Genomic DNA, 15,743 nt, shown 5'->3' with positions numbered 1-15,743 from the left:
AGTAAGAAAGACGTCCTCAGCGCGATTTTTGGCTCGGGGTTCTCGCGTGGCTACGTACTCGGCTCGGAACTGGTGCTTCTGCTCATCACGACCTCGTGGATGAGGCCCGTTGATCGAGGGGTTTATATCGCCGGTTTTTCACTGTTGAAGACCGTGTCGATTGTGAGTTCTCTGAGTTTCGGGCAAATCGCCATCCACCAGATCGGCGAGCGCCGACAGCAGTCGGTCGGTGACATCGGGGGAAGTCTGCTTGTCGGATGTGTCTTGTTTCCCGCGATTGCGATACTCGCGCTGTATGCATACGGCTGTGTGTCAGACGACTTCCGGCGAATCTATGTCGAACCTTATCTGCTGCTTCTGGCGATCGGTTTGCCGATATTTGTCCTCGAACTGTACTTCTATGCGTTCCTGACGGCGCTGGGGCGGCTCAACACCGGCAACAAAGCCATCGTGGTGGGCAAGACGGTAGCGTGGGGCGGTGTGTTGGTGATGGGCTTCCTCAGAGGGCATCTCGACGCGGTGGAAGTGCTCGCATCGCTGGTTGCAGGCCAGTTGGTGATCGTGCTCGGGTATTGCGTGGGGCTGGTCTCGGAGTTTCGTCGACGTGACATCCGTCTGACGTTCGAATGGACGGCGTTCCTGGGCATGCTGAAAAAATCGGTGAGACTGCATCCCAGCATCATCGGCACCGTAATCTTCGGTGGTGTCGACGTGCTGATTGCGTTCAAACTCGCCGGCGCCAAGGCAGCGTCCGAATATCAGATTGCGGTCCAATTGCTGACGGCCCTCTCGATCCTGCCTTTCGCGATTGCACAGTTTGCTTACAAGCTGGTGCCGCAACTTGGCGCGAAGGAAGCCTGGATGCGCTTCCGTGGCGTGCTGTATAAGGGGCTGGCGGTGCATTGTCTGCTCGCGGTGCTCTCGGTCGGTGTCGTTTGGTTCGCCGCACAGCGCTTCTTTCACGGGCAATATGCAAACGTCGGCACCCTATATATTTTGCTGGTCCTTGGCGCTCCCGGACTTTTCCTGAGTCTGGTGATGGCACCATTCTGGATTGGGTTCGGTTACTTTGCCGCGACATCGACACTGACTATCGTGACGGGCGCGCTGATGCTTCCGCTGGGCTACTTCCTGACGGCCCGCTTCGGGGTGACGGGTACGGTAGCGACCTTTGTCAGCGGGCAATTGCTGTCCGTCGTGATCAACGGATTTTTTATCAAGCATTTGGGACGCGCGCATCATGCATGACGACAAACGCCCGGCAAAAGTCAGCGTACTGGTTCTGACTTACAACGCATCGAAGTTCATCCGGGAATCGCTGGATTCCGTACTCGATCAGAATTACGACGATCTTCAGATCGTCGTGTCCGACGACGCGTCCCGCGACGGAACGCAGGACATCGTGCGAGCCTATGCCGAGAAGTATCCGGGCATTTTCACCGTCAATCTGAACGAAAAAAACGTTGGCATCACGCGCAATGCCAATATCGCGCTGTCGTTGTGCTCGGGCGATTTTGTCGCCTTCCATGCGGGCGACGATGTCATGCTGCCCGGCAAGATTCACGCACAGGTCGACTACTTCCGAAAGCATCCGGACTGCGTGCTGTGCTACCACAACCTGGAAATCTTCGATTCCGCTACGGGCAAAGTGCTCGGCTACTACAACGGCCGAAAGAACCCGGCTCGCGAAGGCACCGTGCGCGAGCTGATCGTCCATGGGTGCTTTGCAGGCGGTAATGCCGTCATGGTGCGGCGGGAGTCGCTCCCGCCCGGCGGTTATAACGAAGCCTTTCCGGTCGCATCGGACTGGTTGCTGTGGATTGCCACGACGGTCAACGGCGGGCGCATCGGCTATGTGAACAAGGTGTTGGCGAAGTACCGTCGTCATGATTCGAACACGACGTCGACATCGTCTTCACTGAATCGCCAGGCCATTCTGGATGCGCTGAATACGACCAACTGGGTTGCCGTCAATCATCCCGAATATGTCTTTGACGCGCTGCGCAGCTACTCCATTCATCTCCGTCTGTTGCGCCGACTCGACGGGCGCAAGCATTACCTGCGTGCCTTGTTTGCCAGTATCAAGGTCTGGCCTACCATCGAGGCGTTCGGCGCGATTGCGATTTCGCTGCTCACCCTGGGGCGAGTGAAGCCATGAGGGCCAGCGCCTGGATGGTTCTGACCGGCGTGCTTTTCGTGGCGCATGTTCTGTCGTGGGACGCAGGGATCTTTTATCCGTTCAGCGACCGTTACTGGTCGGTCATGCTGATCGGTCTGGTGTGCTTTTACGTCGGCTATTGGCCCACGGCGTGGGTCGCCACGCGATTGGGTGCGATCGGGGCGTTATGTCAGTTTTCCCGGCTCGGACTTCGGGAGCATGCGGCGCATCGCACGTTTCTGGCAATGTTCTGGCTGTTCTTCCTGCTCGGGTTACTCGATCGTTATCTGATGGTCGGCCCGGGGTTTTTCCTGCCGGATTCGGTGATGCAATATCGCATCATCATGACGGTAGAGGGCGGCCAGAATGCCATTAAGGGGTTGTCGCTAGGTAACTTCTTTCTGTTCCTCATGCCTGCTTACATCATCGCGTATCGACGTCGCTTCAATGCGATGAGCCTCGCGCTGGCGGTCATGGCGGTCATTTTCAACATCTATCTGTCGTCAGCGCGCTCCGCCTTGTTTGTGTCCGCGTTGACAGCGTTCTACTTCTGGATGCTGCCCAAGCGGATCAATCTCAACGTGACGATTCGCGTCGCGGTCGTTGTCTCAGTTCTCTTCTACGGTTTTGCGCTGATCGGGCAGATCGTGGGTAAGTCGACGGCGGAATTGGGGTTCGTCGTTTATGCAGCGGCACCGCTTCATGCATTCGACGCCTTGCTAATGGGGCAGGGTACGCTGGACGGCTACTTCCTGTCGTTCTATCCAATTCACTCGATTCTGGCGAACTTCTTCGACTTCACGCCGACGACGATTCTGCCGAACGTGTTCACGCCGCTGCCGACCAACGTCTACACAATGTTTGGCGTGTACTTCATCGACTATGGAACGGTTGGCCTGTATTGCGCGATGTTTCTCATCGGGTTGCTTTCCGGCACGCTGGACCGAGCCTATCGCAAGACCGGGAATGGACTGTTGCGCGCATGGGCGGCCGTCAACATGACGGTGTTGTCGTTATCGGTGTTTTACGACTACTACACGACGTCTGGCGTGATCTGGATGTCGATCGCGTTGTCGCCGTTCTTCTTCTCTCGCTCGGCACTTGCGACAAAGAGGTCAGAGAGGGTGGCGCCGCAACATGAGCCTGTGAACCAACCTTGACATGAGGAAAATCCTCTTGCCGGGCGAATGACATGCCCCGTCTGTCGGGTTTGGGGATGTTGATTTGCCCTTCCTTTTTTTCGAGACGCTGACTCATGTGTGGAATCGCAGGATTTTTGATGGCTGGCGCAACCGGCGCGAACGAGATGAACGGTTGGCTGGGGGCGATGTCCGATGCCATCCTGCATCGCGGCCCGGATGCCGGGGGCGCGTGGGTCGATGCGGATAACCACATCGCGCTCGGGCACCGCCGCCTCGCCATCGTCGACTTGACGCCCGCGGGGGCGCAGCCGATGACTTCGCCGAGTGGCCGCTACGTAATGATCTACAACGGCGAGGTCTACAACCACTTGACGATGCGCGCCGAACTGGAGCGTGACGGAGGGGGCGCGCAATGGCGTGGGCACTCCGACTCCGAAACGTTCGTCGCCGGATTCGACGTTTGGGGTATCGAAGCGACCTTGAATCGGGCGGTTGGCATGTTTGCGCTGGCCATCTGGGACCGCGAGCAGCGCACGCTGACGCTCGCGCGCGATCGGCTCGGCGAAAAGCCGTTGTACTATGGCTGGCAGGGCACAGGTAGCCAGGCTGCGTTCCTGTTTGGCTCCGAGCTTGCCGCGCTGCGGCGTCACCCGGCGTTCGGTGCGGAAGTCGACCGGGATGCACTGGCGCTGCATATGCGCTACAACTGCATTGGCTCGGTGCACTCGATCTATCGAGGCATTCGCAAGTTGGCGCCGGGCAATATGCTGACGGTCTCGGTGCATCGCCCCGAGCCGGAAATCAAAACCTGGTGGTCGGGAATCGACGTCGCTCTGCGCGGTACCGCCAACCCTTTCCGGGGGAGTGCCGACGAAGCGGTCGACGCGCTGCAAACGCTGCTGATGGATGCGATCGGGCAACAGATGATGGCCGACGTTCCTCTGGGCGCTTTTCTGTCGGGGGGGATCGATTCCTCCACGGTGGTTGCATTGATGCAGGCGCAGTCCTCGCGACCAGTAAAGACATTCACGATCGGCTTTCATGAAGAGGGCTACAACGAAGCCGAACATGCGAAGGCGGTCGCCAGACATCTCGGCACGGAACACACGGAGTTGTACGTCTCGCCTGAGCAGGCGCTTGCGGTCATTCCGCGTTTGCCGCAGATGTATTCGGAGCCCTTCGCAGATTCGTCGCAGATCCCTACGTTCCTGGTGAGCCAACTGGCGCGCGAGCACGTGACCGTGTCACTTTCCGGCGATGCGGGTGACGAATTGTTCTGCGGCTATCGCCGGTATCAGATGACCGCTGCCCTCTGGGGAAAGCTTTCGCGGGTACCGAAACCGTTGCGTATGCTGGCTGCGAGCGCTATCAGTGCTATCCCTCCGCTAGGTCTGGACAAGGTGGGGGCATGGTTTGGCGTGGCTCGGGCGGGCGACAAGCTGCACAAGGGCGCCAGTCTGCTAGGTAACGAGACCGTCTCGGATTTGTATCGCGGCATGGTTTCCCACTGGTCCGAGCCGGATCGTGTGGTGATCGGCGCGGCTGAACCGGTTAGTGAATTTACCGATCAATCTGCAGCGCTGCATGCGCTTGGTGACGTCGAGCGCATGATGGCGCTCGATATGGTGACGTATCTGCCAGACGATATTCTTGCCAAAGTCGACCGTGCCGCGATGAGTGTGAGTCTCGAGACGCGCGTTCCCTTCCTCGACCATCGGGTTGTGGAGTTCGCATGGTCGCTTCCGCTTGAGTACAAGCTGCGCAATGGCGTGACCAAGTGGCCATTGCGGGAGATTCTGTATCGCCATGTGCCGCGGGAACTGATCGAGCGTCCCAAGATGGGGTTCGGCGTGCCACTCGATCGATGGTTGCGTGGACCGCTGCGTGAATGGGCGGAGTCGCTGTTGTCCGAGTCGCGTTTGCGGGCCGAGGGGTTTTTCCAGCCGGAACCGATTCGTCGGCGCTGGCAGGAGCATCTGAGCGGACAACGCAATTGGCAGTATCAGCTTTGGGATGTGTTGATGTTCCAGGCGTGGTTCGAAGCGTCGCGACAGGGATGACCTGCATGACATACGCCGACGCGGCATGCGGCACTAGTCCGCCTGCTAAAATACGCCCCAAAGTGCAAAGAAAACGGGAAGGGAAGGAGCGATGAGTCGTCAGGTGCACATCACTTACGTGATCAACCACGCAGCCTTTTTTGTGTCGCACCGCCTTCCGCTCGCCATTGGGGCGCGCAAGGCGGGTTATCAGGTGGATCTCCTCACGGGACAGGCGGGCAGTGCTTCGATGGAACCGCACGCCGAAGCCGTGTTGAGCAAAGCGAACATCGCTCACAAGCGCGTTGCCTTTCGTAGTGCCAGTGTGAATCCGTTGCTGGAACTCAGGGGGCTGCTGGAGTTGGTGTTTTCCATGCGACGGTCGCGACCCGACCTGGTGCACTGCGCGTCCCCCAAGGGATTGCTGTATGGCGGTCTAGCTGCGCGGGTCAATGGTGTGAAAGCGGTCGTACTGGCAATCTCAGGGGTGGGTTTCGCGCAGACGGACGCCGGTAAAGGTGGCTGGAAACGCCGCATCATCGGCATGGTGTACCGTCAGTTGGCCCGGTTTGCTTACGGGCACAAAAACCTGGAAGTGATAGTCCAAAATCTTGACGACAAAGCGGCGTTGCTCTCGCAGGGGCTGGTCAAGGAAGCGCAGATTACGTTGATTCCCGGTTCAGGCGTGGAACTGTCCGCTTTCATCGACGCGCCGATCGAGCGGAAGACGCCGATCGTGATGTTGCCCGCGCGCATGCTCAAGGACAAGGGCGTCATTGAGTTCGTCAATGCCGCACGGGCGATCAAAGCGGCAGCGCCGGACTGGCGTTTTGTTCTGGCAGGCGCGGCGGACTATGGCAATCCGACCAGCGTTAGCCGAGAGCAGATTGCCGAGTGGGAAGCCGAAGGGCTGGTTGAGTTCCTCGGGCACGTCGAGAACATTGCGCCGTGGTTCCGCGAGGCAAGTATCGTCTGCTTGCCGTCATATCGGGAAGGCATGCCCAAGGCGCTTCTCGAGGCCGCCGCCGCGGGATGTGCCGTCGTCACAACCGACGCTATCGGATGTCGCGAGGCGATTGTCAATGGCGAAACCGGTGATCTGGTACCGATTCGGGACACCGAAGCGCTGACAGCAGCGCTTTTGTCGCTGATCAATGACCGAGCACGCCGTGAACGCTATGGTGAGGCAGGTCGACGTCTCTCTATTTCGAAATTCGGCATCGAAGCCGTCACCAATACAACGCTGGCAATATATGCAAGGCTGCTAAAACATGCATAGTTCACAATCCTCAGTGCGTAAGCGACTCGTTCTCGTCGAGTTGAACGAAATCAATTTCGATATCGCGGCAGATTACGTCCGGGAGTACCCGGGCCGTTTCCCCGCTTTGGCAAAGCTGATTTCGGGGGCGGGTGTTCGTTCCACCTGCGAACAGAACTACGAGGAGATCGAGCCTTGGATTCAATGGGCTTCGGTGCATAGTGGCAAGACGTATGCCGAACATGGCATTTTCCGTCTCGGCGACATCGTCGGTTCAAATGTGCCGCAACTGTTCGAGCAGCTTGAGCGCAACGGCCTGCGGGTCGGCTGCGTGTCCGCAATGAACGCGGAAAATCGTCTGAATGCGCCGGCGTATTTCATTCCCGATCCGTGGACGGCAACACCGAGCGATGGCTCCTGGTGGAGTCGTGTATTGACCGAAGCCGTGTCGCAGACGGTCAACGACAACGCTCAGGCGCGCATTACGTTCAAGAGCGCCATGCATCTCGCATTGGGGCTGCTGCGTTTCGCGCAGCCGAAGCACTATGGCCTGTATGCCAAGCTCGTGGCCACGAGCAAGGGAGCGTCGTGGAGAAAGGCGCTCGTGCTCGATCTCTTGCTCCACGATATTCACGCGAAACTGTTCCGTGCGAATGCGCCCGACTTTTCCACCGTGTTCCTGAATGCCGGCGCGCACATCCAGCACCACTATTTCTTCAACTCCCGAATCGTCAAGGGCAAGACGAAGATTGCGAATCCGGCGTGGTACGTGTCGGGAGAAGTCGACCCGATTGCGGAAATGCTTGAGGTCTACGACCGGCTGGTCGCCGACTACCTCAGCTTCGAGAACACGGAAGTGATTGTTGCCACAGGGTTGTCGCAAAAGCCGTACGACCGGGTGAAGTATTACTACCGCCTGAAGGATCACGCGAGCTTCATGGACAAGCTCGGGATTCGCGTCAAGTCGATTCAGCCTCGCATGACACGCGACTTCCTGCTGACGTTCGACTCTGCCGAGCAGGCCGCAGCTGCACAGGCGCGGTTGTTCAGCGTGACGACAGTCAAGGACGGCACTCCGATATTCGGCGAGATCGATAACCGCGGGGACAGCCTCTTCGTAACGCTGACCTACCCGCACGAAATCGATGCAAATCTACGTGTGACCCTGGATGCAAAGGAGTGGCCGCTCGCGCCGGAAGTGGCCTTCGTGGCGATCAAGAACGGTATGCACCAGCAAACCGGATTTTCGTATTTCAGTTCAGGCGTCGCGCAGTACGCGCCCGCGGATCAGACCCACGTCAAGGAGCTGTATTCGACGGTGCTGAGATTTTTCGAGCGCCGCACTGCAACAACGTCGTAAGTTCTCTCTACCAACGAGATCAAAACGGGCCTGGCGGCCCGTTTTGCGTATACGGCGCCACTCGGTTCACCTTACCTTGACAGACGGCATTCTCGAACTAGCCTTAGAAACGTAGCCAGAAATGGCGGCCCCCGCCGCTCTTGGCTACGGCGTTGCGGCGACCCCCGACACACATCGGTTGCCGCACGTAGAGGAGGGCGCCAATGATAACGATAGTGCTGTTAAGCGGCCCATTGTCTTGTCGGGATGCGCGGGAGAGGGCGAGCGTGCCATGGCGCTACCCATCCTCCTGATCGTCGTCGTCGCTGCCGCGCTCGCTTTTCATTTCTGGAGTCCGTGGTGGCTGACCCCGCTGGCGTCGAACTGGCGGCAGATGGACGACACCCTCACGATTACGCTGGTGATCACCGGCGTTGCCTTCGTTGTCGTCAATCTTTTCGTGGCATGGGCGATCTTTCGCTATCGGCATCGCGACGGGCATCGGGCGGCGTACGAGCCCCATAACCGCCGCCTCGAAGCCTGGCTGATCGGTATCACCACCGTCGGCATCGCGGCCATGCTCGCCCCCGGGCTGTTCGTCTACGCCAAACTCATCGATCCGCCGAAAGACGCCCGCGTGGTCGAGGTCGTCGGCCAGCAGTGGCAATGGCGCTTCCGGCTGCCGGGACCGGACGGGCGTCTGGGCACTTCGGACCCTCAATATGTCACCGCCGACAATCCGCTGGGCCTGAATCCCCGGGATCCCGCCAATCAGGACAACCGCATCGTCGATGCCCCGGAGCTGCATCTACTCGTCGGGCAGCCGGTGAAATTGCTGCTGCGCGCCAAAGACGTGTTGCACGATTTCTACGTCCCGCCGTTTCGCACGCGCATGAACATGGTGCCGGGGATGGTTACGCAGATGTGGCTGACGCCGACGCGCACCGGGCGTTTCGACATCCTGTGTGCGCAACTGTGCGGCGTCGGGCACGCGAACATGCGTGGCGTGGTGGTCGTCGACGACAAGCCCGCTTACGACGCCTGGGTGGCCACACTACCGACCTTCGCGGCATTGCAGGCGAAGCACGCCGGCGCGGCGGCGGCCGATCCGCTCGCGGCGAAAGGCAAGTTGCTCGCGCAGGCCAAGGGATGCGCAGGCTGCCATTCGGTGGATGGCTCGCCCGGCGTCGGACCGACATGGCACGGTCTCTACGGCAAGACGGAGACGTTTCAGGACGGTAGCTCCGCGCACGTCGACGAGGCTTACCTCGCCACGTTCATCCGCAATCCAACGGCGCGGGTACCCAAAGGCTTTGCGCCGATCATGCCTATAGTAGAGCTGAGCGACGACGAACTGAAGGCGCTGATTGCCTACATCCGGACACTGGGCACGAGCCCGTCGGCGAAACCGGATGCCCCCGCGCCCTCGGCTCCATCAGCTCAGTCAGCTCAGTCAGCTCAACCGACTCCACCCATAGCCTTTTCTTCGGTCGATATGTTCAAACCTCTTCAACGTGCCGCTGCCGTCGCGATCCTTCCTCTGGCCATGGCGTCGGGCGCCGCACACGCCTCACCGTCCGCGCAAACCGCTGCGCTGACGCTCGCGCAGAACGCGCAGAACACGCCGCTGACACCGCGTCCGCCGGCGCAGTACGCGCCACTCACCCCGTCATCGCCGTCGTCGGGCAACGGCGCTCAGGCGCCGTCGCAGCCCGCGCGCCGCTCGGGCGGCACGCCCGGCCTGCCGTTGCAGAACGATCCGAGGACCACGGCGCCGCCGCTGGCGATACCGCCGCGGCAGTCCACCGGTCCGCAGCCGTCCGGGCCGGTCCAGCCAAGCGTGCCGATGATCCGTCCGGCGCCATAGACGGTCCGGTGCGATGAGCGCTTGTGCGCCGCGCACCGGCAATCACAGGAAATCGTAGCGATTTCACCGGGAGGTTGGTCATGACAGGCAATGCCGACAACGACAACTCCGCCGCCCACGCAGGGGGCTATGGTTCCGGCGCGCATGGCCCGCAAAGCTTCTGGACGAAATACGTCTGGAGTCAGGACCACAAGGTGATCGCCGTGCAATACACATGCACGGCCATTGCCGTGGGACTGGTCGGCCTCGTGCTGTCCAACCTCATGCGTCTGCAACTCGGCTTCCCCGGCAAGTTCTCGTTCATCGACGCCAGCCATTACTACCAGTACGTCACCATGCACGGCATGATCATGGTGATCTACCTGCTCACCGCACTGTTCCTCGGCGGGTTCGGCAACTACCTGATTCCGCTCATGGTCGGCGCGCGCGACATGGTCTTCCCGTTCCTGAACATGCTCAGTTACTGGGTCTACCTGCTGGCTGTCGTCGTGCTGATGGTGAGCTTCTTCGTGCCGGGCGGCCCGACCGGCGCCGGCTGGACACTCTATCCACCGCAGGCCATCCTGCCCGGCACACCGGGCACGGAGTGGGGCATCGTGCTGATGCTGATCTCCCTGGTGATCTTCATCGTCGCCGCGACGATGGGCGGGCTCAATTACGTCACCACAGCCCTGCAAGCGCGTACCGAGGGGATGACGCTGCTGCGCATGCCGCTGACCGTCTGGGGCATCGTGATGGCGACGGTGCTCGCGCTGCTCGCCTTCCCGGCGCTGTTCGTCTCCGGCGTGATGATGCTGCTCGACAAGACGCTGCACACGAGCTTCTTCATGCCGGCGATCGTGTCGCTGGGGCAGCCGCTGGACTATCGCGGCGGCAGCCCGCTGCTGTTCCAGCATCTGTTCTGGTTCTTCGGTCACCCCGAGGTCTACATCGTGGCGCTGCCCGCGTTCGGTATCGTGTCCGATCTGATCAGCGTGCACGCGCGCAAGAACATCTTCGGCTATCGCATGATGGTGTGGGCGATTCTCGCCATCGGCGCGTTGTCGTTCGTGGTGTGGGCGCACCACATGTTCATCAGCGGCATGAATCCGTATTTCGGGTTTCTCTTCGCGACGACCACGCTCATCATCGCGATTCCGACCGCGATCAAGGTCTACAACTGGGTGCTCACGCTGTGGCGCGGCGACATTCATCTGACGGTGCCGATGCTGTTCGCCATCGGCTTTATCAGCACCTTTTGCATCGGCGGGCTCACGGGGCTGTTCCTCGGCAACGTCAGCGTGGACATGCCGCTGTCGAACACCTACTTCGTGGTGGCGCACTTTCATATGGTGATGGGCGTGGCGCCGCTACTGGTGATCTTCGGCGGCATCTATCACTGGTATCCGCTCGTGACCGGCAGACGTCTTGACGACCGCCTCGGACAGTGGCACTTCTGGATTACGTTTCTCGGCACTTACGCCATCTTCTTTCCGATGCACTACCTCGGCATTCTCGGCATGCCGCGTCGCTACTACGAGTTTCAGAACTACAGCTTCATTCCCGACTCGGCGCACACGATGAACACCTACATCTCGGTGGCGGCCTTCGTGGTGGCGCTCGGACAGTTGCTGTTCCTGTTCAATTTGGCGTGGAGCGTGCGGCACGGCAAGCTCGCCGGCGCGAATCCATGGCGTGCGGCGTCGCTCGAATGGCAGACACCGCACGTGCCGCCCGCGCACGGCAACTGGGGGCCGGTGTTGCCCACGGCGTATCGCTGGCCGTACGAGTACAGCGTGCCGGGCGATGTCGACGACTTCGTGCCGCAGAACCTCGCGCCGGACCCGCGACGCCCGGCCACGCTGGTGCATGGCGACTCGGCGGCGCTGCATCGCGGCCCCCCTGCGCCACCCGGGCAAACCGAACCGCCCGCATCACGCACGCCACCGCCGGATTCCCCGAAAGGAGCGACGCCATGAAACCCGTTCCGTCCTGGCCCCCCATGCCGCCCGGCGGCGCACCCGTGGCACAGCCGCGCAGACGGTCGGCATCGCAGGTCGCGCTCTGGTGGCTCATGGGCGTGATCGGCATGCTCTTCGGGCTGATGCTCGTGGCGTACGTGATGCGCATGAGCCTCGGCGACTGGCGCCCGTTGCCGCCCGTCAATGCGCTGTGGGTGAATACCGGCCTGCTGGCCGCCGCATGCATCGTGATGCAATCGTCGGCGTCGCTGGCCCGTCACGGCGAACTGCGTCGCTCGCGACGCGAATGGGGCGCGAGCGGTGTGCTGGCGCTGGGGTTCGTCGTGGGGCAGGTCTGGGTGTGGCACGACCTCACGATGCGACGTTATGGCGTGAGCGGCAATCCGGCCAACAGCTTCTTCTATCTGCTCACCGGCCTGCATGCGCTGCATCTGCTCGGCGGGATGGTGGCGTGGGCGTTGCTCGCGTCGCATCGCATGTCACATGCGGCCCGCGCGCGACGGCTGTCGCTGACCGCACAGTACTGGCACTTTCTGTTCGTGTTGTGGGTGGTGCTGTTCGCGGCCATCGTCAACCTCACGCCCGAGATTGCGCAGCGGCTTTGCGGCACCGGCGCGTGACCCCGTGATCCGCAGGTGCCGGGCCGAGCCGGGAGGCGTTGCATAGGAGTCGTATCGTGAACACTTCGTCGTCAGCAGCCACGACCGCCGAGCCGCCGGACGGCTGGCGCGGTGTCGTCACCGACTGGGCGGGAGATCGCGCAGCGTTTCGCGTGCCGTGGGGCAAGGCGATGATGTGGATCTTCCTGCTCTCGGACACCTTCGTGTTCAGCAGCTTCCTCATCGGCTACATGACGGTGCGCATGTCGACGACCGCGCCCTGGCCGAATCCGGCGGAGATCTTTGCGCTGAGCGTGAACGGTCATCCGGTGCCGCTGCTGCTCATCGCGATCATGACGTTCGTGCTCATCACCAGCAGCGGCACGATGGCGATGGCGGTGAACTACGCCTATCGACGCGACCGCGACAAGACCGCCGCCTGCATTCTGGCGACGGCGTATTTCGGCATCGCCTTCGTCGCCATGCAAGCGTTCGAATGGACGAATCTGATCGTGCACGAAGGCATTCGTCCGTGGGGTAATTCGATGGGGGCGGCGCAGTTCGGCGCGTGCTTCTTCATGATCACAGGCTTTCATGGACTCCACGTGAGCGCCGGGGTGATCTACCTGCTGAGCGTCATGCGCAAAGTGCTCAACGGCACGCTGGAGCGACGCGGCAACTACGAACTCGTGGAGATCGCGGGCCTCTACTGGCACTTCGTCGATCTCGTGTGGGTGTTCATCTTTGCGCTGTTCTATCTCTGGTAGGAGGAGCGATGCAATCCGCTGCGACACCGGCCGACGCTGCGTCGTCGGCACCCCCGGTCACGCCGGTGGAACACACCGGACAGCAACACGCCGTTGGCCTTTATCTGAAGGTGTGGGGACTGCTGTTCGTGCTCTCGACGCTCTCGTATCTCGTCGACTACGCGAACCTGCAAGGCATGCTGCGATGGGGCCTGATCCTCGCGCTGATGATCGCGAAGGCGGGCCTGATCGTGGCAGTGTTCATGCACATGCGATGGGAGCGTCTCGCGCTCGTCTACGCGATCCTGATTCCGCCGCTGGCGTTGCTCGTGCTCATGGCGTTGATGGCGGCGGAAGCCGATTTCACGTTCGTCACGCGATTGGCGCATTTCCGCTGAATCGCAGACGCGCGCAGACCTGAATACCTCAAGCCCTCACAACAATTCCACCAGACGACGGTCGCTTTTCTGGCAGTACTCGGCGCATGCCGTGCGCGCGGCGGTGGCGGCGCCGTGAACGAAGAGCGGCGCATCGGCGCGTCGTGACATCGACACGACGATGGACGGCGGTGCGGGCTGCAACGGCAACTCAACCACTTCACCATTCGCGATCAGCGTGTCGACGAACAGACGCGGAATCGCCGCCACGCCGAAGCCGTCGCGCACCAGTTGTACGATCACGGCAATCGAGGGCGATCCGGTCACGCGCGTTTCCGAGAGCGGCACGCCGTGCACGCCCGCGAGCTTGGCCACGATGTCTTCGAGCGCGCGATGCGGCGCAGTGCCGCGCCCGTACGTCAGGATCGGATGCTGAAGCACTTGCTTCGCGAGCCCGCTGCGCGTGTTCGGAAACATTCCCTTGCGCGCAATCCAGTGCACCGGATAGTTGGCGAGCGCGTTGCACACCACGCTGCTGTCGTCGCTGCCTTCCACGCGAATGATGAGATCGAGTTCGTCGGCCATGAGGCGGCGCTGCAATTGCACGGAGACGTCGACCGTCAACTCGACTTCGAGGGTGGGGTAGTCGGCGGCGAGGCGTCGCAGGTAGTTCGGCAGCCAGCTATGCACGACGGTCTCGATCACACCGAGCCGCAACCGGCCGCGCAAGGTGCTCTCGCCTGACGCTGCCGCTTGCAGACGTCGCGCCGCTTCCACGACCGCTTTCGCATACCCGAGCAGATATTCGCCGTTCGGCGTGAGACGAAACTCGCGGCTTTCCCGATCGACCAGTTCGGTCTTCAACTCCTCTTCGAGCACTTTGAGCCGTTGCGAGATGGCGGCCGGCGTGGCGTGCAGGGCGGCGGCCGTCGCGCGGAAGTTGCGCAGGACGGCGAGCGTGACGAACGTTTCGAGAAAGCGCGTGTTCATGGGGGCCTGCAAGCTGGGAAGCTGCCCAAATCACGCAATGTACGGTGAACGGGGCAGTGAAAATAAATGCAACGAACCTCGGGAAAACCCCCGAGGTCGTTAAGAAATTCTATACGGCGGTGCGAACAAAAACTCGTTAGCGATAACTTTTTTTTCTTTCTATGCTTCTGCCTATCCGATGCCGCCATGGCATCTCCCCCAAAACGCAGGATGCAGGATCCGTCATGAACCAACGCGCCACCCCGCACGACTTCACTTCGCAGCGCGAGACCATCACGCCTTACGAATTCCGTCAGGCGGTGCGCTCGGCGCAGTTCCGTGGTCCGACGGCCGGCTACTGCGGCGACTTCGCGCAGGCGAATCTCGCTATCCTGCCGGTGGCGCACTCGCATGACTTCCTGCGCTTCTGTCAGAGCAACCCGAAGGCGTGCCCGTTGCTGGGCGTGGGCGAGCCGGGCCAATGGCATGTGCCGTCGCTGGGTCGCGAGGTCGATATCCGCACCGACGTGCCGGGCTACAACGTCTATCGCGACGGCAAGCTCGACGCACAGGTCGATAACCTCGCCGAGTTCTGGCAGAGCGACTTCGTGGTGTTCGCCATCGGTTGCTCGTTCTCGTTCGAGGACATGCTGGCCAAGGCGGGCATTCCGCTGCGTCACGTGGACGAAGGCTGTAACGTGCCGATGTACCGCACCAAGATCGCCAACCAGCGCGCGGGCAAGTTCGGCGGCGAGCTGGTCGTGTCGATGCGCCCGATGAAGGGCGCCGATGCGATTCGTGCCGTACAGATCACCACGCGCTTTCCCGGCGTGCACGGCGCACCGATCCATATCGGCGATCCGGCCGAGCTGGGCATCGAGGACCTGTCGAAGCCGGATTTCGGCGACGCCGTGACCATTCGCGATGGCGAACTGCCGGTGTACTGGGCCTGCGGCGTGACCCCGCAGACGGCGCTCATGGGTGCGAAGCTGCCGCTCGCGATTGCGCATCGTCCGGGTTACATGCTGATGACGGATATTCCGAACGCTTCGCTTGCCGTCTTCTGATGGCGACACCGGCGCGCACGGGGCGGCTTGCATGAGTGCGAGTGTCCGGGCGCGTCGCGAGTGAGCTTTCGACGTTTTTGCACAACGTATTCGATGTGATGTATTCGCTTCGGGACATTCGTCTTCGCATCGCATCAACCCCTGCATCACCCGCGTCAACAAGTATCACGTATTAACAAAAGAACCGCGCCATGAAGGGCTGCGGCGGGAGAGGTATTGCC

12 protein-coding genes and 1 pseudogene are annotated in these 15,743 nt (G+C 61.3%); 12 read left to right on the top strand and 1 reads right to left on the bottom strand.

All coding sequences use genetic code 11. The features are described 5' to 3' along the window. Window positions 1-72: 72 nt before the first annotated feature. The 11 genes and pseudogenes from C5N93_RS08195 (at window position 73) to C5N93_RS08145 (ending at window position 13,507) form a co-directional block, all read left to right on the top strand. Window positions 73-1,248 carry a hypothetical protein gene (locus C5N93_RS08195; RefSeq protein ID WP_242558906.1) on the top strand — a complete coding sequence of 392 codons (1,176 nt, stop codon included), beginning with the start codon at window positions 73-75 and terminating at the stop codon, window positions 1,246-1,248. After that, window positions 1,241-2,158, top strand: coding sequence for a glycosyltransferase (locus C5N93_RS08190; protein ID WP_242558905.1), 918 nt, complete (start codon window positions 1,241-1,243; stop codon window positions 2,156-2,158). The genes C5N93_RS08195 and C5N93_RS08190 overlap by 8 nt, the downstream gene beginning before the upstream one ends. Continuing rightward, window positions 2,155-3,318 carry an O-antigen polymerase gene (locus C5N93_RS08185; protein WP_150722756.1) on the top strand — a complete coding sequence of 388 codons (1,164 nt, stop codon included), beginning with the start codon at window positions 2,155-2,157 and terminating at the stop codon, window positions 3,316-3,318. The genes C5N93_RS08190 and C5N93_RS08185 overlap by 4 nt, the downstream gene beginning before the upstream one ends. Before the next feature lie 95 nt (window positions 3,319-3,413). Continuing rightward, complete coding sequence (gene asnB, locus C5N93_RS08180) at window positions 3,414-5,360, top strand: asparagine synthase (glutamine-hydrolyzing) (protein WP_242558904.1); 1,947 nt, start codon at window positions 3,414-3,416, stop codon at window positions 5,358-5,360. Between the two features lie 91 nt (window positions 5,361-5,451). Continuing rightward, a complete protein-coding gene (locus C5N93_RS08175) occupies window positions 5,452-6,618 on the top strand; it encodes a glycosyltransferase family 4 protein (protein WP_150722754.1) in 1,167 nt (388 codons plus the stop codon). After that, window positions 6,611-7,957, top strand: coding sequence for a hypothetical protein (locus C5N93_RS08170; protein ID WP_242558903.1), 1,347 nt, complete (start codon window positions 6,611-6,613; stop codon window positions 7,955-7,957). The genes C5N93_RS08175 and C5N93_RS08170 overlap by 8 nt, the downstream gene beginning before the upstream one ends. Window positions 7,958-8,228: 271 nt before the next feature. Then, a pseudogene (locus C5N93_RS08165) lies at window positions 8,229-9,317 on the top strand (cytochrome c oxidase subunit II); the annotation flags it as partial. 566 nt (window positions 9,318-9,883) lie between these two features. Next, a complete protein-coding gene (gene ctaD, locus C5N93_RS08160) occupies window positions 9,884-11,761 on the top strand; it encodes a cytochrome c oxidase subunit I (RefSeq protein WP_242558902.1) in 1,878 nt (625 codons plus the stop codon). After that, window positions 11,758-12,384, top strand: coding sequence for a cytochrome c oxidase subunit 3 (locus tag C5N93_RS08155; RefSeq protein WP_242558901.1), 627 nt, complete (start codon window positions 11,758-11,760; stop codon window positions 12,382-12,384). The genes ctaD and C5N93_RS08155 overlap by 4 nt, the downstream gene beginning before the upstream one ends. A 56-nt stretch (window positions 12,385-12,440) precedes the next feature. Further along, on the top strand, window positions 12,441-13,130 hold the full coding sequence (locus C5N93_RS08150; RefSeq protein WP_242558900.1) for a heme-copper oxidase subunit III family protein: 690 nt from the start codon (window positions 12,441-12,443) through the stop codon (window positions 13,128-13,130). An 8-nt stretch (window positions 13,131-13,138) separates the two neighbouring features. Then, complete coding sequence (locus tag C5N93_RS08145; protein ID WP_242558899.1) at window positions 13,139-13,507, top strand: cytochrome C oxidase subunit IV family protein; 369 nt, start codon at window positions 13,139-13,141, stop codon at window positions 13,505-13,507. 36 nt (window positions 13,508-13,543) lie between these two features. On the opposite strand, the gene C5N93_RS08140 is transcribed toward C5N93_RS08145, so the two are convergent. Further along, window positions 13,544-14,476 (bottom strand): LysR family transcriptional regulator, encoded by a 933-nt coding sequence (locus tag C5N93_RS08140; RefSeq protein ID WP_069344600.1) that lies wholly within the window; start codon window positions 14,474-14,476, stop codon window positions 13,544-13,546. A 224-nt stretch (window positions 14,477-14,700) separates the two neighbouring features. Here C5N93_RS08140 and C5N93_RS08135 point away from each other — a divergent pair, with 224 nt between their 5' ends. Then, window positions 14,701-15,522: a putative hydro-lyase gene (locus C5N93_RS08135; RefSeq protein WP_256388787.1), complete on the top strand. Its 822-nt coding sequence runs from the start codon at window positions 14,701-14,703 to the stop codon at window positions 15,520-15,522. The last annotated feature ends 221 nt before the right edge of the window (window positions 15,523-15,743 follow it).

Source organism: Pandoraea sp. LA3 (assembly GCF_022696215.1).
Classification (GTDB): domain Bacteria; phylum Pseudomonadota; class Gammaproteobacteria; order Burkholderiales; family Burkholderiaceae; genus Pandoraea; species Pandoraea capi.
This window is presented reverse-complemented; position numbering and strand designations above follow the sequence as displayed.